Below are 16,537 nucleotides of genomic sequence, written 5' to 3' on the forward strand. Positions count from 1 at the left end.
GCGGCGCCGGTCTACTGGCGGGTGAGGAAGACGAGGTTCCAGGTGCCCGCGCCGAGGGCCGCGGCGACGGCGGCGGCCGCGATGCCGAGCCCGCCCAGCAGCACCCAGGCATCGAGTCCGCTGAACGTGGAGGGCCGGGCCCAGGTCCGGGCGGCACCGCCGAACCCGCGGGCCTCCATGGTCACCGCGAGCCGCGAGGCGCTCCGGATCGCCTGCACCAGCAGGCCGAAACTCTGGCCCAGCGTGGCTCGGAACCGCTGATAGGGGTTGCCGCTCGAGCCCACGCCGCGGGCCCGCCGGGCCATGCCGATGGTCTGCCATTGCTCGGCCATGATTCCGACGAGCCGCATCGCGGCCAGGGTGCCCAGGACGAACCGGTGCGGCAGTTTCGCGTTCTGGGCCAGGGCGTCGGCCAGGTCCGTGGGGTCGGTGCAGCTCATCAGCAGCACCGCGGGCAAGGCGATCGCGAGCCCGCGGAGCATGAAGCCGATCCCCAGCTGCAGGGAACCGGCGCTGATGGACCAGATCCCCGCATCGAGCAGGACGGGTCCGGAATCAGGCGCCAGGATGGCCGTGCTCCAGCCGCCCAGCGCCGCGGCGAGGATCAGCGGCCAGCCGCGCTGCCACAGCAAGGCCACAGTCAGGCCCGCCAGCGGCAGGAGCAGCAGTTCGAACGCCAGCGCCACCGACGCCGACACCCAGTCAATGGAGAGCGCCAGGACCAGGGTGATCAGGGTGACCGCCGTGAACTTGGCGAGCGGGTTGGCTCGGGTCAGCAGCGCATGGTTGCCGCGCAGGCTCAGTGCGTCCCTCATGGCGAGGCCCCCTCCGGCAGCTGAAGATCCGGGCCGGGAGCGTCCGCGGCTCCGGTTTCCCGTGGCCGGAGGCGGAGTTCGGCGCCACCGAGGACGGCGCTGAATTCGGCGTCGTGCGTCACGGACACGACGGCGGTGCCGGCGTCGAGGAGCTCGGAGAGGAACGAGGCGAGTTCGGCCCAGGTATTGGCATCCTGGCCGAAGGTGGGCTCGTCCAGGACCAGCACCTGGGGGTGCGCCGCCAGCACAGTGGCTACCGAAAGGCGCCGCTTCTCGCCGCCGGAGAGCGTGTAGGGGTTGGCGTCCACAAGCTCCGTCAGCCGCAGCCGCTCCAGCAGTTCGTCCACGCGGTCTTCGCCGTAGCCGAGGTGGCGCGGCCCGAACATGAGCTCGTCGAGGACCTTGCCAGTGACGAACTGGTGCTCGGGTTCCTGGAAGACGGTTCCGATCCTGGCGATCAGCTGCTGGGCCTTCCACCGGTAGGGATCGGGTCCGGCGCTGTCGCGTACGCGGCCACTGGAGCGACCACTGGAGTGACCGGTGGCGGGACTGCTCAGCTCCGCCGTGGCCGAGACTGTTCCCGCGACGGGCCGCAGGAGACCGGCCAGTGTCAGCGCCAGGGTGGACTTTCCCGTGCCGTTCTGGCCGGTGATGGTCAGCGCCTCGCCGGCGCGGACCCGGACGGAGAGCCCGGACTGGACCGGACGCGGCGCGATGGTGCGGAAGCCGTCGCGCAGCCCGGCCCGCCGCGGCCGTTCGCGGGACACCGCGAGCGCGTCGGCCGTGAGCAGAGTCTGTCCTGCGCCCCGCGCCGGTGTCCGCATCCGCGTCGCCGGGACGTAGCCCGGCACCCAGACGCCCGCACCGATGAGCATGTCCCGTGCCTCGGCCAGGACCCGGTCCGGCGGTCCGTCAATCAAGACCGCGGAGTCCGTGGCGGACCCTGGCTGCAGCACCACGATCCTGTCCACCAGATCTTTCCAGACCCCCACCCGGTGCTCCACGACCACCAGCGTGGCGCCCGTCTTGTCCAGGCAGCGGCCCACAGCGTCGCGGACCTCCAGGACGCCCGCGGGGTCGAGGTTGGCGGTCGGCTCGTCGAGCAGGAGCAGCCCTGGCCGCATCGCGAGGATCCCGGCGAGCGCGAGCCGTTGCTTTTGTCCGCCGGAGAGGGCCGCCGTCGGGTGGTCCAGCGGCAGCTGTCCCAGCCCGACGTCGTCGAGGGCCTCGCGCACGCGCGGCCAGATCTCCGCCGCAGGGACGGCTAGGTTCTCCGCCCCGAAGGCGACGTCGTCGCCGAGGCGGGAGAGCACCACCTGCGTTTCCGGGTCCTGCTGCACCAGCCCGGCGCGGCCGCGCTGCGCCCGTGGCGCGGCGCCGTCGATCAGGAGGCTGCCGGTCTCGTCTGCATCTTCGGCTTCGCCGGAGGCGCCGGAGCCGCCGGGGTCGCCGGAGGCGCCGTCGCCCAGCACGCCGGCCAGGGCGTGGAGCAGCGTCGACTTGCCGGCGCCGGAGGGCCCCAGCAGGAGCACGCGCTCCCCCGGCCGGATGTCCAGGTCAAGGCCGCTGACCGCGGGCCTGGTCCGTCCGGCATGCCGCCAGCCCCAGCCGCGGGCCGTGACGGCGGCCGGCCGGACGCCCGGTGAAGATCTCATGATTCTCTGCAGGATTCAGCGACGGGGCTCAGGAAAAGACGGGCTCCGTGGCGGCCTTGCGGGAGGCAAAGGAGCCCAGCACTCCGGTCTTCGCCAGGCCGCGGGTGGCGAGCCAGGCCAGTCCGCCGGCAATCACTGCGCCGGAGATCGTGGTGAAGAGGATGTAGGCGAGCTTGTCGCCGGCTTCGTAGGCGATGTTCCAGCCCCACGGCAGGAAGGAATCGTTCAGGCCGCAGAAGAGGCCCGCGCCGGCGCCGGCCAGCACGGAGACGGGCAGGTTGAACTTCCTGTAGAGGAAGGCCGCGAAGACCAGTTCGGCGCCGAGGCCCTGCAGGATGCCGGAGATCAGCACCGTGGTGCCGTACTGCGAACCCATGATGAGCTCGCCGGTGGCCGCGACGGTTTCGCAGAAGAGCGCGGCGCCCGGCTTGCGGATGATGAGCATGCCCAGCACCGCCGGGATCATCCAGCCGCCGGCGTAGAGTCCACTCAACGGCGGGTAGACCGCGTTGACCGGAGTCGAGATCAGGTTCGCGCCCTGGGACCAGGCCCAGAAAATGACGCCGCCGGCAACGGCGATCAACGCGGCCACCACAATGTCCACCACGCGCCAGCTGTAGTTGCGCCGGGCGGATGAACGGCTGGCGGAACCATGCTGTGCTGAAATATCTGTCATGTCGTCCTCCTGAGGAACAGGAGGGGAGGGTGCGCCGGCCGGTCTCGGCTTCCGCCGCCCTCCGCGCACCCTGAGAACTCGACTCCCTTGCGCCGGTACTAACCGGATCAGGTTCGAGGGTCTGCGGCTGTCCGCACTCTCAGCGCCCACCAAAGGTTTCCCCGGATTGTTCCGGCGATGCCCGACGGCGGCGCTCCCCTGTCGTAATTATTTTCGCCCTTGTGGGCTGGCTTAGTTTACACCCGAACGGCCGGGTTTTCAGTGGTGTGCCGTCACAATCGCGGAGCGGACGGCGGCAGTCCCGGCGGCCCGGAAAACCCTCTTGGTAGAGTCGTCGTGCCGGACCCCCGGACCCGCCAGCGGGCGGCCTCGTCACCCACCGGAAAGCTGGAATATTTTGTCGCACACACCGGTCACCCAAGATCCCTCCGGGGAATACGATCCCGACTCCAGTGAGCCGCAGCCGCACGGCTCCCTGGCGGCGCTCATCGGCCGCGTGCTGGCCGAGATAGAGGCGCTCCAGTTCGCGTCGTTCAGCAAGGATGACGCCCTGGACCTCGGGCTCCTCCTTGTCGAGCTGGGCAGGCAACGCTCGCTGCCGATCGCCGTCGACATCACCAAAGGCGAGCAGGTGCTCTTCCACGCCGCACTGAACGGCGCCACACCGGACAATGAGCGCTGGATCAACGCCAAGAAGCGCACCGCCATGCGGTACGAGGTCCCGTCCCTGCTGGTGGGCCTCCGGGCCCGCGCCGCCGGCGGAAGGATCGAGGACAACGCCTGGTGGGATCAGTCGGAGTTCGCCGCCCACGGCGGGGCGTTCCCCATTTACGTGCGCGGCACGGGCGCCGTCGCCGTCGTCACCGTCTCCGGCCTGCCCCAGAAGGCGGATCACGAACTCGTGGTCGAGGCCCTGCGGATGGTCCTCACCCCGGAACGCTAGGCTAGGGGAAAACCGTTCCCGTCCCAAGGAGACCGAAGAATGAACATCCTCATCAAGCTGCTCGGCACCGGCGTCAGCCTCCTGGCCGGCTTTGCCGGCACCAAGCTGGTGGACACCTTGTGGGAAAAGTCCACGGGCAACAAACCGCCCAAGGGCCAGGAGGACGACGTCCCCACCACCCTGCGCTCGGCCCTGACGTTCGCCCTGATCTCCGCATCGGTCAGCGCCATCATCCAGGTGCTCGCCAACCGCGGCACCCAGCGCGCGATCACCCGCTTCGCCAAGACCCAGGACGTCGTCTGACCCGACCTGCCGCGGCGCCCGCCGCGGCAGTCGAAGGCCCCGGCCGCGTCCGTCGACGTGCCGGCCGGGTCCGCCGGGCCCGGTCGGGGGCTCAGCGGTCGTCGCCGTCCGCTCCGTGCGTGGCCGCCTGCTGGGCGGCCTTCTGGACTACCGCCTCGAGTTCGTCGGAGCTCAGCAGCTCCGGGTGCAGGTGCTTGGTCCGGTAGCCGGCCCGGCCCACCATGTGGGCGGACACGGGGACGGTGAGCAGCTGGAAGAGCCAGGCCACCAGCAGGACGGGCCACACCGACCAGGTGCGCATCTGCAGGCCGAGGGCCGCCAGCAGCAGGAACAGGCCGAGGACCTGCGGTTTGGTGGCCGCGTGCATCCTGCTCATGAGGTCCGGGAAGCGCAGCAGCCCGATGGCGGCCGCGAGGGACATCAGGGCTCCGGTCACCATGAACACGGCGGAGACGGCGTCGATCACTGTGTCAGGATTCACGGACGCCCTCCCGCCTGTCGGCCACGAACCGGGCCACGGTGACCGAGCCGACGAAGCCGATCAGGGAAATCGCAACGAGCAGCATCAGGTTGTTCAGGTGCCGGTTGGCGGCCATGTCGATGCACAGGGCCGCGCCGAAGATGGCCAGCAGCACGTCGGCGGCCAGAACCCGGTCCAGCAGCGAGGGCCCCCGCGCGATCCGGACGATCGCCCCCGCGGCGGCCAGGGACAGTACGACGGCGGTCACCGTCAGGACGGTCTGCATCATGCGGCAGTCTCCAGTGTCAGGGCGGAAAGTTCGGCTTTGGTCCCCATGATCCGGATCAGCCCGGCCTCGGTGTCCCGGACCTCTTTGCGCAGCTTGGCCGCGTCCTCGGCATTGCGGACGTTGATGCCGTGGATGTAGAGCGTGGACGTCGACCTGTCCACCTCCACCACGAGGGACCCTGGAATCAGCGAGATCACGTGCCCGGTGGCCGTGACCAGGAGGTCCGAATGGCTGCGGAGCGGCACGGCTACGACCGCGCTGACCACGTTGGGGCCGCGGACCACGGCCAGGTACAGGACCTGGAAGCTTGCCGCGACGACTTTTCCGAGGAAGATGAGGGCGAACGGCACGGCGCGGAGCACGTTGAAGCGGCCGCCGAGTTCCACCGGGGGCAGATAGAAAATGCGCGCCACGAGCACCGCGATGAGGGCGCCGAAGAGGAGATTGCCCGGGCTGAAGTTCTGCCAGAGCGCGCCCCAGACAAAGACGAGCCAGACCAGCAGCGGCAGTTCCTGGCGCAGCGAGATTCTTTGCCGGTTCATTTCCCGCCGCCCTCCCGGACCTGCGCCGGATGGAGCGATGGAGGCACCGGCGGCACGGGCGCGTCCGGGCCGAGCACGGCCTGGATATAGGAGGTCCGGTCCAGCATCTCCTGGGCGGACTGGTCGGCCACCCTGAACAGCGGCCCGGCAAAGACCGTCAGGGCCACGCCAAAGACCACCAGGCCCAGGGTGGAGCCCACCATGGTGCGGGGCAGCAGGGTCACATTCGTCTTGCCGGCCCGGTCACCCGTGGCGGAGTCGGCCGGCGCTGCCAGGAGCACCGGATCCGGGTGTTCGGCGTCCCCGGGCTTGCGCCAGAACGCCCGGTTCCAGACCCTCGCGATCGCCAGCAGGGTCAGCAGGCTCGTCAGCACGCCGCCGATCACCAGGGCGTAGGCCAGCGGCGTCCCCAGTTCCACGCCTGCCTGAAGCAGCCCCAGCTTGCCCAGGAAACCCGAGAACGGCGGGATTCCGGCGAGGTTCATGGCGGGAATGAAGAACAGGACCCCCAAGACCGGGGAGAGCTTGGCCAGTCCCGCCACACGGTCCATGGACGAGCTGCCGCCACGGCGTTCAATCAGGCCGGTCACCAGGAACAGGCTGGTCTGGACAGTGATGTGGTGGGCCACGTAGAACACCGCGGCGCCCAGGCCGGCCACGGTGGACATGGCCAGGCCGAACACCATGTAGCCAATATGGCTGACCAGGGTGAAGGACAGGAGCCTCTTGATGTCACTTTGGGCCAGGGCGCCGAGGATGCCCACCACCATGGTCAGCAGCGCCGCGACCATGAGCGGGGCGTTGAGCGCATCCCCCGGGAAAAGCAGCGTTTCCGTGCGGACCATCGCATAGACGCCCACCTTGGTCAGCAGCCCGGCAAACACCGCGGTGACCGGGGCCGGGGCGGTGGGGTAGGAGTCAGGGAGCCAAAAGGACAGCGGGAAGACGGCAGCCTTGATGCCGAAGGCCACCAGCAGCATGACGTGCAGCAGCGTCCGGGTGCCCTGGTCGAGGTCGCCGAGCTTGATGGCGAGGTCCGCCATGTTGATGGTTCCGGTGGCGCCGTAGATCATCGCGATCGCGATCAGGAACAGCACCGAGGACACGACGGAGACCACCACGTAGGTCACGCCGGCCCGGATGCGCGGGCCTGTCCCGCCGAGGGTGATGAGCACGTAGCTGGCCGTCAGCAGGATCTCGAAGCCGACGTAGAGGTTGAAGAGGTCTCCGGTGAGGAAGGCGTTGGACACCCCGGCCACGAGGATCAGGTAGGTCGGGTGGAAGATCGAGACCGGCGCGTCGCGGTCGCCGTCGGCCATGCCCTGTCCCGTTGCGTAGATCAGCACCGCAAGGCTCACGGCCGAGGACACCACGAGCATGAGGGAGGAGAACTGGTCCACCACCAGCACGACGCCCCAGGGCGGCAGCCAGCCGCCGATGTTCACCGCGGCCGTCCCGCCATCCCAGACGGAGGCCAGCAGCCAGCATTCCAGCAGCAGTGTCAGCGTCAGCACGGCGATGCTGACCGCGCGCTGGACCCGGGGGTGATGGATGAGCAGGAAGGTCAGAGCGGCGCCCAGGATGGGGAGTACGACGGCGAGCGGGGCAAGGCTGGTGATGTTCACTCTCCGCCTCCTTCCGGGCTGGGGTCAACGTTGAGGGAGCCGGGCTGTTCTTCAGAGGCGGCCTTGTCCGCCCGCACGGGGCGGTCACCGGACATGACCGTGGCCAGCGGGAACTCCGACGTCTCGACCGGGATCACGGAGTCATCCTCGGCATCGAAGCTTGGCGTTTCCGCGACGCGGCGGTCCTCGGCGTCGTCCTGGATTTCATCCTGGCGGGCCAGGACCCAGGTGCGGTAGATGATGCCCAGCATGAACGCCGTGACGGCGAAGGAGATCACGATCGAGGTCAGGATCAGGGCCTGCGGCAGGGGGTCGTTGTAGTCTCCCGCCGCGGTGTCCTTGTCGAAGAGCGGCGCCAGCCCGGCGTAGCCGCCGGTGGCGAGGATCAGCAGGTTCGTGGCGTTGGCCAGCAGCATGAGGCCCAGCAGGACCCGGGTGAGGCTGCGTTCGAGGAGCAGGTAGATGCCACAGGCGTAAAGGGCGCCCATGACCGTCAGCAGGGTCAGGTTGACGCTCATGTTCTCCCCTTGGCAGTGGTTTCCGCGTCGGCGGACTCGTCGGCGGACCCGGCGGGGACACCGCCCGGGAATCCTCCGCTGCCCTGGTCTTCGGCGGCCCCCTCTTCGGTCGTCTCGGGTTGCTCTTCGAAGTGCTCGTCGATCTCCGCGCCGAGGCTGCGCAGCACATCCAGGGCCAGTCCGACGACCACGACGTAGACACCGATGTCGAAAATGGTCGAGGTGACGAACTTGATGTCGCCGAAGACGGGCAGCCACAGCTCCACGATGGCGCTCTGGAACACTTCGCCGCCCAGCAGCAGCGGCGTCATTCCGGCGGCAGCCGCCGTGGCCAGTCCGATCCCCAGCAGGGTGCCGGCGCCGACGGGTGTCGCCTCGCGCAGTTCGAAGCGGCCGCCGGCCAGATAGCGGATGGTGAGGGCGAGGCCGGCGGTGAGGCCGCCGGCGAAGCCGCCGCCGGGCAGGTTGTGGCCGGCAAGGAGCAGATAGATGGAGAACACGATCATCGAGTGGAAGATGAGGCGGGTGACCACCTCGAAAATGATCGAGCGGCGTTCGGGTGCCAGGGTCCGGCCGGCCACCAGCCAGGCGTCGCGAGTGGCGGCAGCGAACCGCCGGTTCATCGCCAGGGCGGCGTCTTCCCTGGTGCTGCCCCTGGCCCCGGTGCGCCGGCCCACTGTCCCTTCCGCGACGCTCGCGGATGTCCGGATGCGGTCACCGCGGCCGCGGACGAAGATGAGGCTTGCGACGCCGGTGGCGGCCAGGGCCAGGACCGAGATCTCGCCGAAGGTGTCCCAGGCCCGGATGTCCACCAGGGTCACGTTGACGACGTTGAGTCCGCCGCCGCCCTCATAGGCCAGTTGCGGGAACTGCAGGGAGACCGGCGGCGCCACCCGGGCGCCGAGGGCGTGGATGGCCACGAAAATCATGGTGACGCCGAATGCCAGGCCGATCACCACGCGGATGACCCTGTACTTGCCGCCGGTGCGGTCCCGCAGCCCCGGCGGAAGGCTCCGCATGGCCAGCACGAACGCCACCAGGATCATGGTTTCGACCAGCATCTGGGTCAGGGCGAGGTCCGGGGCTCCCTGCAGGGCGAACATCATGGCAATCCCGTAGCCGGTGACGGACACCATCAGGACGGCCAGGAACCGTTTGTTGGCGCGCACCGCGGCCAGCGCCCCGATCACGATTCCGGCGCCGGCCACCAACTGCAGCGGCGAGCCGGGATCGATGACATAGAGACCGGGCGGCAGCGGTTTGTTGGCCAGCAGCAGCGCCGTCAGCGGCAGGACGAACGCCACGGTCAGGATGACGGACAGGTAGAAGAAGAGCGAACCTCGCTGGGTCCGGCCGGTGATCCATACCGCGGTGTCGTCCAGGGCGCCGATCGTCAGCTGGTAGGCACGGTCGCTGTCGATCCAGCCCGGCACCAGCGCCTGCAGCCGGGCCACGGCGTTGCGGCCGTAGAACATGGCCAGGCCCAGGACGAACGTCACTGCGGTCAGGCCGAGGGCCGGGGTGATGCCGTGCCACAGCGCCAGGTGCCCGGGCGGGGCCTCGGAGCCGTGCACAAAAAGCTCCGCGTAGGGCTGGATCCAGGCGTCAACGGGGGCAGGCCACAGCCCGTAAAGGATTGTGAGGAGGCTCAGGATCGCCGGTGCGGCGAGGAACGCCGGTTTGACCGGCTTGAAGGCCGTGGGCTCCACGCCGGGTTTGAGGGCGAAGGCTCCCCACATGAACCGGGCGCTGTAGGCGAAGGTCAGGATGGAGCCCAGGACCACACCGGCCAGGAGCCAGGGTCCGGTCCCGGTCTCCGACTTGTACTGGAGGAAGGCCTCGAACACCGATTCCTTGGCGACGAAGCCGGCCAGCGGGGGCACGCCCGCCATCGAGGCCGCGCCGATCGCCGCGACGACCGCCAGTGCCCTGGCCGATCCGTAGACGCCGGAGAGCTCGCGGATGTCCCGCGTCCCGGACTGGTGGTCGATGATGCCCACCACCAGGAAGAGCGTGGCTTTGAAAAGCCCGTGCGCCAGGAGCAGGGCTATTCCGGCGAGTGCCGCGTCGGGGGTGCCGAGGCCCACCACCATGGTCATGAAGCCCAGCTGGCTCACGGTGCCGTAGGCGAGGATGAGCTTGATATCTGTCTGCCGGAGGGCCCGGTAGCCGCCCACCAGCATGGTGGCCAGGCCCAGGCCCAGCACGATCGGCAGCCACGCCGCGGTGTCCGCGAATCCGGGGGCCAGCCGGGCCACAAGGTAGATCCCGGCCTTCACCATGGCCGCGGCGTGCAGGTAGGCGCTCACGGGGGTGGGGGCAGCCATTGCGCCGGGGAGCCAGAAGTGGAACGGCACCAGGGCGGATTTGGTGATCGCACCGATCAGGATGAGGACGACGGCGGCGTTCACGACCCCGCCTGCGGGGCCGGCGACCAGGGTGGGAGCCAGATCCAAGATGGCCTGGATCCGGTAGGTTCCGGCCGTTGAACCGAGCATGATGAGCCCCACGAGCATGGCCAGGCCGCCGGCGGTGGTCACCACGAGTGCCTGCAACGCCGAGCGCCGCGCGGACAGCCGGGTGCGGGCGTAGCCGATCAGCAGGTAGGACAGCACTGTGGTCAGTTCCCAGAAGATGAACAGCAGCAGAAGGTCATCAGCGGTAACGAGGCCGAACATCGCCCCGGCAAAGGCCAGGAGCTGGGCGCCGAAACCGCCGAGGTAGTCGTCCTTGTCCTTGAAGTAGCGGGCGCAATAGACCAGCACCAGCGCACCCACCCCCAGCACCAGCAGGGACATGATCCAGGCCAGGGCATCCATCCGGAACGCGAGTTCGAGCTGCAAGCCGGGAATCCAGGGGATGACTTCGGTGATCGCCCCGTCAGAACCTGAATAGACTGTGCCTGAATAGACTTCGTCGTGCTGCAGCAGCAGCCAGATAAAGGAGGCCGCGGGGACCGCGGCCAGGGCAAAGAACGAATTCCTGCCAAACTTTCGGAACAGCAGCGGGGCCACAGCAGCCACCGCAAAGTGCACGGCAAGGACTGTGATCACTGGTATCTCCGCAACGTCAGAAAGTCGATTGTCAGCAAGTTGGAGCAGGCGGGTCATTTGTTAGGTTCGGTGCCGTCAGTTTACCAAGCGTGTACAAATTCTTTTGGCCGGGTCATCGGCCGCTGAACAATTCGACGCAAATGTGAAGCCGGGGTTAAACCCCGGCTGGCAAAACCCCCTCCCGCTCCCCCTCGGAGGACGCCCTGGGCGGCTACGATTCTGGCTATGAACACTGCCGCCGCCCCAGAGGCCATGCGCCCCACGGAACTGGAATCGGGAAGTCCCGTCCCGCACCGGGGCCGGATCCTCGCGTGGGCCTCGTGGGACTGGGGTTCGTCAGCCTTCAACGCCGTCATGACAACATTCGTTTTCACCGTCTACCTGACCTCCAGGGCATTCGGCGGGGAGGACCAGGCCTCGGCAGTCCTGGGCGCCGCGCTGGCCGTCGCCGGCGTGGCCGTTGCCCTCCTGGCCCCGGTCACCGGGCAGCGCTCGGACACGGGCGGCCGGCGGAAGCTGTGGCTGGGGGTCAACACGGCCGCCGTCGTCGTCCTGACCGGGCTCTGCTTCTTTGTCTTCCCGCGGCCGGACTACCTGATCCTGGGCGTCACGCTCATAGCGCTGGGCAACGTCTTCTTCGAGTTTGCCGGGGTCAACTACAACGCCATGCTCACCCAGATCTCCACCCCGCGGAACATCGGCAAAGTGAGCGGCTTCGGCTGGGGCATGGGGTATCTCGGCGGCATCGTCGCGCTGCTGGTTGTGCTCCAGCTTTTTGTCCAGCCCAGCGTGAACTGGTTTGGCGCCTCCACCGCGGACAGCCTGAACATCCGGCTGGTGGCGGTGTTTTCGGCCCTGTGGTTCCTCGTCTTTGCCCTGCCCGTGCTGTTCGCGGTCCCGGAGCTGCCGCGCTCGGACCGGGGCGCCGGACTGGGGTTCCTCGCCTCCTACGGCCTGCTCGTCCGGCGCATCAAGGCGATCTACCGGACCAGCCCGCACACTATCTACTTCCTCCTCGCGAGCGCCATCTTCCGGGACGGGCTGGCAGCTGTCTTCACCTTCGGCGGCGTGATCGCGGCCGGCACCTTTGGCTTCGAGCTCAAGGACGTCATCTTCTTCGCGATCTTCGGAAATGTCGTGGCGGCCGGCGGCGCCATCCTCGGCGGCTTCCTGGATGACAGGATCGGGCCGAAGACTGTGATTATCGCGTCCCTCGCCGGCCTGCTGGTCGCGGGTACCGCGATCCTGGTCCTCGGCAACGGCAGTTACACGTTCTTTGGCATGGCCTGGGCCGGGACCACCACGTTCTGGGTCTTCGGCCTGCTGCTGTGCCTTTTCGTGGGGCCGGCCCAGTCGTCCTCCCGCGCCTACCTCGCCAGGCTCGCCCCGCACGGCGAATCCGGCGAGCTCTTCGGCCTCTACGCCACCACGGGCCGGGCCGTAAGCTTCCTCGCCCCCGCCCTCTTCACGCTGTGCATCGCCGTCGCCGCACCCTTCGTAGCGGAGGGCCAGGCCCAGCGCTGGGGCATCCTCGGCATCATGGTGGTGCTGCTCGTGGGCCTGCTCGTGCTCCTGCCGGTCAAGGCCCCCGACCAGACCGAAATCGCGGTGGTCCCCGAGTCCTGAGGCGGCCGAATCACCGGTTCGCGCACTAGGCTGAGGGTATGAACGTGGATGAGACGGACCTCCCCGGCCTCGGCCGGCGCAAGGACTTCATGACTGCCTCCGGACGCCGGATCGGCGTTGTCGAATACCGCGAGGGCCAGACGGAACTCATCGTCTCGACCTGGGACGATCCTGACACCTGCCAGGCCTCTGTCCCGCTGACTGCGGATGAGGCCGCCGCCCTGGGCAACCTCCTGGGCGGCCAGCGCATCGCCATGCAGCTCTCGGAAGCGCACCGGGAAATCCCGGGTATTGTCACGCGCCAGTTTTCGATCAGCGCTGAGTCACCCTTCCAGAACCAGCCGATGGGGAAGGCGTGCATCCGGACCCGCAGCGGGGTCTCGATCGTGGCCATCATGCGCGAAGGCGAGGTCCTGCCCTCCCCGGGACCCGACGTCGTCCTTCACCCCGGTGACCTCCTCGTTGCGGTGGGCACGCAAGAAGGCCTGGACACGGCGGCCGGCATCCTCCGCAACGGATAAGCCGGATGGATCCGCTCGCGCTGACCCTGATCGAGCTGGGGGCCGTCGTCTTCTGCCTCGGCCTGCTGGCCAGATTGGCCGGGCGGATCGGCATGTCCCCCATCCCGCTCTATCTGGTGGGCGGGCTGTTCTTCGGGGCCGGGGGCCTGGTCAAGCTCGAAGGCATGCACGAGTTCGCGCACCTTTCCGGCGAGATCGGCGTGATTCTCCTGCTGCTTATGCTTGGGCTGGAATATACGGCGTCCGAGCTCGTCACCGGCCTGCGGCGGTCCTGGCAGGCCGGCGTCCTGGACCTGCTGCTCAATTTCCTGCCCGGTGCCGGGCTCGCGGTGATGCTGGGATGGGGCGTCGTGGGGGCCATGGTGATGGGCGGCGTCACCTACATTTCATCCTCCGGGATCGCCGCCAAGGTCATCACGGATCTTGGCCGCATCGGCAACCGGGAAACCCCGGTGGTCCTGTCCATCCTGGTGTTCGAGGACCTCGCCATGGCCGTGTACCTGCCGGTCCTGACCGCCACGCTGGCCGGCGTCAGCATCCTGCTGGGGCTGCAGACGGTGGGGATCTCCCTGGCCGTCGTCAGCCTGGTCCTGGTGGTGGCCCTGCGGCACGGACACCACGTGTCCAAGGCCGTGCACAGCGAAAACTCCGAGGTTTTCCTGCTCAACCTGCTGGGCGCGGCACTTCTGGTCGCGGGGCTCGCGGCCGCCATGCAGGTTTCCGCGGCAGTGGGCGCCTTCATGCTCGGCATCGCGATTTCCGGCGCCACGGCCCACAGCGCCACCCGCGTCCTGGAACCGCTCCGTGATCTCTTCGCGGCCATCTTCTTTGTTGTTTTTGGCCTCAACACCGACCCCCGGTCCATCCCCCCGGTCCTGGGCTGGGCCCTGCTGCTGGCCCTGGTGACGGCAGCCACCAAGGTGGTCACCGGGTACTGGGCGGCCAAGCGGGCCGGGATTGGCATTCCCGGCCGCTACCGCGCGGGCGCGGCCCTGATCGCACGCGGCGAGTTCTCGATTGTCATCGCCGGCCTGGCCGTTGCCTCCGGCGTGGTGCCCGCCGATCTGGCAGCCCTCGCCACCGCCTACGTTCTGATCATGGCGATCGTGGGGCCGCTGGCCGCCCGCTTTGTGGAGCCGCTGGTCCGGCTCCTGCGCCGTCCCGCACGGCGCCCCGCGTTCCGGACCTCGGGCCCAGCGTAACGCTGCCGCCCTGCGACACGGCGCTTGCTGCGTGGCCGGGAGGCTGGCTTGGCTGCCTGGCGCGGCCGTCCGGCCTGGATGGCAGCCGTCCCGCCTAGATGTTGGTGAGGTGGAAATTCAGGTGGCTGCGGCTGGCCGTGGGCCCGCGCTGGCCCTGGTAGCGGTTGCCGTATTCCCCCGAACCGTACGGGTGCTCCGCGGCCGAGGTCAGCCGGAAGAAGCACAGCTGGCCGATCTTCATGCCGGGCCAGAGCTTGATGGGCAGCGTGGCCATGTTGGACAGTTCCAGCGTGACGTGGCCGGAGAATCCGGGATCGATGAAACCCGCCGTCGAGTGCGTCAGCAGGCCGAGCCGGCCGAGCGAAGACTTGCCCTCGAGGCGGGCCGCGATGTCATCCGGCAGCGTCACGGTCTCGTACGTGGAGCCGAGGACGAACTCCCCCGGGTGCAGGATGAACGGCTCGCCGGACTCAACTTCCACCAGGCGGGTCAGCTCGGGCTGCTCCTCGGCCGGGTCAATGTGGGCGTATTTGTGGTTATCGAACAGCCGGAAGAACTTGTCGATCCTGACGTCCACCGAGGACGGCTGGACCATGTCGGGGTCGAAGGGTTCGAGGACAATCCGCTGGGAGTCAATTTCGGTTCGAATGTCGCGGTCAGAGATCAGCACAGGTTCAAAAATACCGCACTCACTACGGTCCGCCTGGCCGGAGGCCTGTATTACACCCTGGGCGCCGGTCGGATAACAGCGCCCAGGGCTCGTGAACCGGCTACGGGGCCGCCGCCGTCACATTGTCCAGCAGCACAGTGATCGGCGCATTGTTAGCACTGCTGGAAAGATACGTGAATAACCCGATGCCGCCCGCCGCCTGCAGAGCCGCCGTCGTGTCAGTCACGGAGCGCTGCCAGCTGACCGGTTCGGCCGTCCCCACTTTCCAGACTTTGGCGCGGATGGTGGTGGTCCCCGTGCCCGTGACCTGCAGGCGCATTGCCAATCGATCGCCGACGGCATAGTTCAGGCCACCGATCGTGAGGCCACTCTGGATCGTGGTTTCGGTGCCGCTGGCCGATGTCCTTATCAATGACAGGTTCACAGCGCCCGTGGATGTCACTTGGGCCTTAGCCCGGTATTCTCCGGATCCCGCAATCCTTCGTCCGACTGCCGAGAAATACAGGCCGGAACCCGAGGCGGGTTTGTCGGTCGCAAGCTCGAGGTAGAGGTCGGTGGTCGAGGAACTGACAGAACCCAGATAGGCGTAGTTGGCGACGCCCGCAGAGGCGATGCGCAGGCGTCCTGTCCCGCTGGCCACGGAGTAATCGCTCGTGCTACCCGTCACGGACCAGGGGCCACCCGTTTCCGCGGTGCCGAGACCATTAGTGACCGCCCGGTTGAATGCGTCTTGGGCAAACGGTGCTGTGCCAGCTGTTGTTGTGACTGTCTGGGTTGCCGCGCCCGTGGCACCGCCGTTGTCAGTGACCGTCAGGGTGACGTTGTAGCTGCTGGGGGTGGCGTAGGGGTGCGACGGCGAAGGGCCGGTGCCGCTGGTGCCGTCGCCGAAGTCCCAGGCATAGCTTGCTATGGTGCCGTCCGGATCTGTGGATGCCGACGCGTCGAATGCACAGGTGAGATTGGAGCAGGACGAGCTGAAGGACGCCGTTGGAGGCACATTGCTCCCCGACGAAGCGACGCTGAAGGCATCCGTGAACGCGCCGTCGGTGGCGACAAATCGGGCGTCCAAGGTGGTGGCGGTGAACTTCATGTCCAGCAGGCCGTGACTGGGGTTCAGGTTGAGGCCGGAATAGGCGGCGAAGTACGGTGCTTCTGGATCGGCGGTATTGACATCGCGCAGGCCCACGCCACCCGTCCCGACGGTTGTAAAGACGGAGCCGGCTCCCTTGGCCAGGGAATTGTCCCCGTCACRCACGCAGGATGGGTTGTAGACGCCAGGCTGGAGCCCCGCGCATCCGGCTGCTACTGAAAGCTGCTTGCTGCGCTGATAGTGATGTTCATGGCCGTTCAGGACGACGTCCACTTTCTTGCTGAGAAGCAGGTTAGTAATGTCGGTGCCTGCAACGCAGTCGTATATGCCGATCGAGATGCAAGGTGTGTGCATGGCCACCACGACCCAGGGTATGGACGCGGACCGGGCTCCGTCGATTGCTGCTGCTGTCCAGTTATAACGAGGGCTGCCGACGGAGTAGTCAGGGGTTCCGCCCGTAAAAGGTATTCCCGGAGTGATAAATACAAAACGTGCCAATGGATTCTGCTGCGGGACATCGACGTAGTATTGCCGGCCGTAGGTCCCCAC

Annotated in this window: 16 protein-coding genes and 1 riboswitch; of the genes, 5 read left to right on the plus strand and 11 right to left on the minus strand. The window is 68.0% G+C overall.

The window, feature by feature from the left end:
• Positions 1-11: 11 nt before the first annotated feature.
• The 3 genes from AC1D1W_RS06545 to AC1D1W_RS06555 are packed head-to-tail and all read right to left on the minus strand — an operon-like array spanning position 12 to position 3,146.
• On the minus strand, positions 12-815 hold the full coding sequence (locus AC1D1W_RS06545; protein WP_476943255.1) for an energy-coupling factor transporter transmembrane component T family protein: 804 nt from the start codon (positions 813-815) through the stop codon (positions 12-14).
• A complete protein-coding gene (locus tag AC1D1W_RS06550; protein ID WP_476943256.1) occupies positions 812-2,470 on the minus strand; it encodes an ABC transporter ATP-binding protein in 1,659 nt (552 codons plus the stop codon). Before AC1D1W_RS06550 ends, AC1D1W_RS06545 begins: the two co-directional genes overlap by 4 nt.
• A gap of 28 nt (positions 2,471-2,498) precedes the next feature.
• Positions 2,499-3,146: an ECF transporter S component gene (locus AC1D1W_RS06555; RefSeq protein WP_476943257.1), complete on the minus strand. Its 648-nt coding sequence runs from the start codon at positions 3,144-3,146 to the stop codon at positions 2,499-2,501.
• Positions 3,147-3,212: 66 nt separating this feature from the next.
• Positions 3,213-3,356, minus strand: a riboswitch (TPP riboswitch).
• 187 nt (positions 3,357-3,543) lie between these two features.
• On the opposite strand from AC1D1W_RS06555, the gene AC1D1W_RS06560 reads away from it, so the two are divergent.
• A complete protein-coding gene (locus AC1D1W_RS06560) occupies positions 3,544-4,089 on the plus strand; it encodes a heme-degrading domain-containing protein (RefSeq protein WP_476943258.1) in 546 nt (181 codons plus the stop codon).
• A 39-nt stretch (positions 4,090-4,128) separates the two neighbouring features.
• Positions 4,129-4,392, plus strand: a complete 264-nt coding sequence (locus AC1D1W_RS06565) for a DUF4235 domain-containing protein (protein ID WP_028275389.1) — start codon at positions 4,129-4,131, stop codon at positions 4,390-4,392.
• Between the two features lie 91 nt (positions 4,393-4,483).
• Here AC1D1W_RS06565 and mnhG read toward each other — a convergent pair whose 3' ends face one another.
• Genes mnhG through AC1D1W_RS06595 form a run of 6 tightly spaced genes read right to left on the minus strand, consistent with a single transcriptional unit; the run spans position 4,484 to position 10,879 of the window.
• Positions 4,484-4,831, minus strand: coding sequence for a monovalent cation/H(+) antiporter subunit G (gene mnhG / locus AC1D1W_RS06570; protein WP_476943266.1), 348 nt, complete (start codon positions 4,829-4,831; stop codon positions 4,484-4,486).
• Positions 4,832-4,862: 31 nt separating this feature from the next.
• Complete coding sequence (locus tag AC1D1W_RS06575) at positions 4,863-5,141, minus strand: MrpF/PhaF family protein (RefSeq protein WP_018774043.1); 279 nt, start codon at positions 5,139-5,141, stop codon at positions 4,863-4,865.
• The gene (locus AC1D1W_RS06580; protein ID WP_476943259.1) at positions 5,138-5,683 is read right to left on the minus strand and encodes a Na+/H+ antiporter subunit E; all 546 of its coding nucleotides are present in this window, start codon (positions 5,681-5,683) and stop codon (positions 5,138-5,140) included. The genes AC1D1W_RS06575 and AC1D1W_RS06580 overlap by 4 nt, the downstream gene beginning before the upstream one ends.
• Positions 5,680-7,308: a Na+/H+ antiporter subunit D gene (locus AC1D1W_RS06585; RefSeq protein ID WP_028275386.1), complete on the minus strand. Its 1,629-nt coding sequence runs from the start codon at positions 7,306-7,308 to the stop codon at positions 5,680-5,682. Before AC1D1W_RS06585 ends, AC1D1W_RS06580 begins: the two co-directional genes overlap by 4 nt.
• Complete coding sequence (locus tag AC1D1W_RS06590) at positions 7,305-7,826, minus strand: Na(+)/H(+) antiporter subunit C (RefSeq protein WP_476943260.1); 522 nt, start codon at positions 7,824-7,826, stop codon at positions 7,305-7,307. The genes AC1D1W_RS06585 and AC1D1W_RS06590 overlap by 4 nt, the downstream gene beginning before the upstream one ends.
• Entirely contained in the window at positions 7,823-10,879 is a 3,057-nt protein-coding gene (locus AC1D1W_RS06595) for a Na+/H+ antiporter subunit A (protein ID WP_476943261.1), read from the minus strand. The genes AC1D1W_RS06590 and AC1D1W_RS06595 overlap by 4 nt, the downstream gene beginning before the upstream one ends.
• A 225-nt stretch (positions 10,880-11,104) precedes the next feature.
• Here AC1D1W_RS06595 and AC1D1W_RS06600 point away from each other — a divergent pair, with 225 nt between their 5' ends.
• From AC1D1W_RS06600 to AC1D1W_RS06610, 3 genes are read left to right on the plus strand one after another with little or no spacing between them, the layout of a single operon-like run.
• Positions 11,105-12,505, plus strand: coding sequence for an MFS transporter (locus tag AC1D1W_RS06600; protein ID WP_476943262.1), 1,401 nt, complete (start codon positions 11,105-11,107; stop codon positions 12,503-12,505).
• 38 nt (positions 12,506-12,543) lie between these two features.
• On the plus strand, positions 12,544-13,026 hold the full coding sequence (locus tag AC1D1W_RS06605; RefSeq protein ID WP_018774037.1) for a cation:proton antiporter regulatory subunit: 483 nt from the start codon (positions 12,544-12,546) through the stop codon (positions 13,024-13,026).
• Between the two features lie 5 nt (positions 13,027-13,031).
• A complete protein-coding gene (locus tag AC1D1W_RS06610; RefSeq protein ID WP_028275381.1) occupies positions 13,032-14,228 on the plus strand; it encodes a cation:proton antiporter in 1,197 nt (398 codons plus the stop codon).
• A gap of 94 nt (positions 14,229-14,322) precedes the next feature.
• Here the strand turns inward: AC1D1W_RS06610 and dcd are convergent, their stop codons facing one another.
• Positions 14,323-14,898: a dCTP deaminase gene (dcd, locus tag AC1D1W_RS06615; RefSeq protein ID WP_476943263.1), complete on the minus strand. Its 576-nt coding sequence runs from the start codon at positions 14,896-14,898 to the stop codon at positions 14,323-14,325.
• Positions 14,899-14,998: 100 nt separating this feature from the next.
• The coding region (locus tag AC1D1W_RS06620; RefSeq protein WP_476943264.1) for a PKD domain-containing protein at positions 14,999-16,537 on the minus strand (1,539 nt) is incomplete at its 5' end.

Source organism: Arthrobacter sp. P1_B4 (assembly GCF_056406555.1).

Bases quoted from the DNA above. Each gene is read 5' to 3' on its own strand.
- AC1D1W_RS06575 (WP_018774043.1), bottom strand. From the start codon at position 5,141: ATGATGCAGACCGTCCTGACGGTGACCGCCGTCGTACTGTCCCTGGCC.
- AC1D1W_RS06605 (WP_018774037.1), top strand. From the start codon at position 12,544: ATGAACGTGGATGAGACGGACCTCCCCGGCCTCGGCCGGCGCAAGGAC.
- AC1D1W_RS06590 (WP_476943260.1), bottom strand. From the start codon at position 7,826: ATGAGCGTCAACCTGACCCTGCTGACGGTCATGGGCGCCCTTTACGCC.
- AC1D1W_RS06610 (WP_028275381.1), top strand. From the start codon at position 13,032: ATGGATCCGCTCGCGCTGACCCTGATCGAGCTGGGGGCCGTCGTCTTC.
- AC1D1W_RS06580 (WP_476943259.1), bottom strand. From the start codon at position 5,683: ATGAACCGGCAAAGAATCTCGCTGCGCCAGGAACTGCCGCTGCTGGTC.
- AC1D1W_RS06555 (WP_476943257.1), bottom strand. From the start codon at position 3,146: ATGACAGATATTTCAGCACAGCATGGTTCCGCCAGCCGTTCATCCGCC.
- mnhG (WP_476943266.1), bottom strand. From the start codon at position 4,831: ATGGTGACCGGAGCCCTGATGTCCCTCGCGGCCGCCATCGGGCTGCTG.
- AC1D1W_RS06545 (WP_476943255.1), bottom strand. From the start codon at position 815: ATGAGGGACGCACTGAGCCTGCGCGGCAACCATGCGCTGCTGACCCGA.
- AC1D1W_RS06565 (WP_028275389.1), top strand. From the start codon at position 4,129: ATGAACATCCTCATCAAGCTGCTCGGCACCGGCGTCAGCCTCCTGGCC.
- AC1D1W_RS06600 (WP_476943262.1), top strand. From the start codon at position 11,105: ATGAACACTGCCGCCGCCCCAGAGGCCATGCGCCCCACGGAACTGGAA.
- AC1D1W_RS06550 (WP_476943256.1), bottom strand. From the start codon at position 2,470: ATGAGATCTTCACCGGGCGTCCGGCCGGCCGCCGTCACGGCCCGCGGC.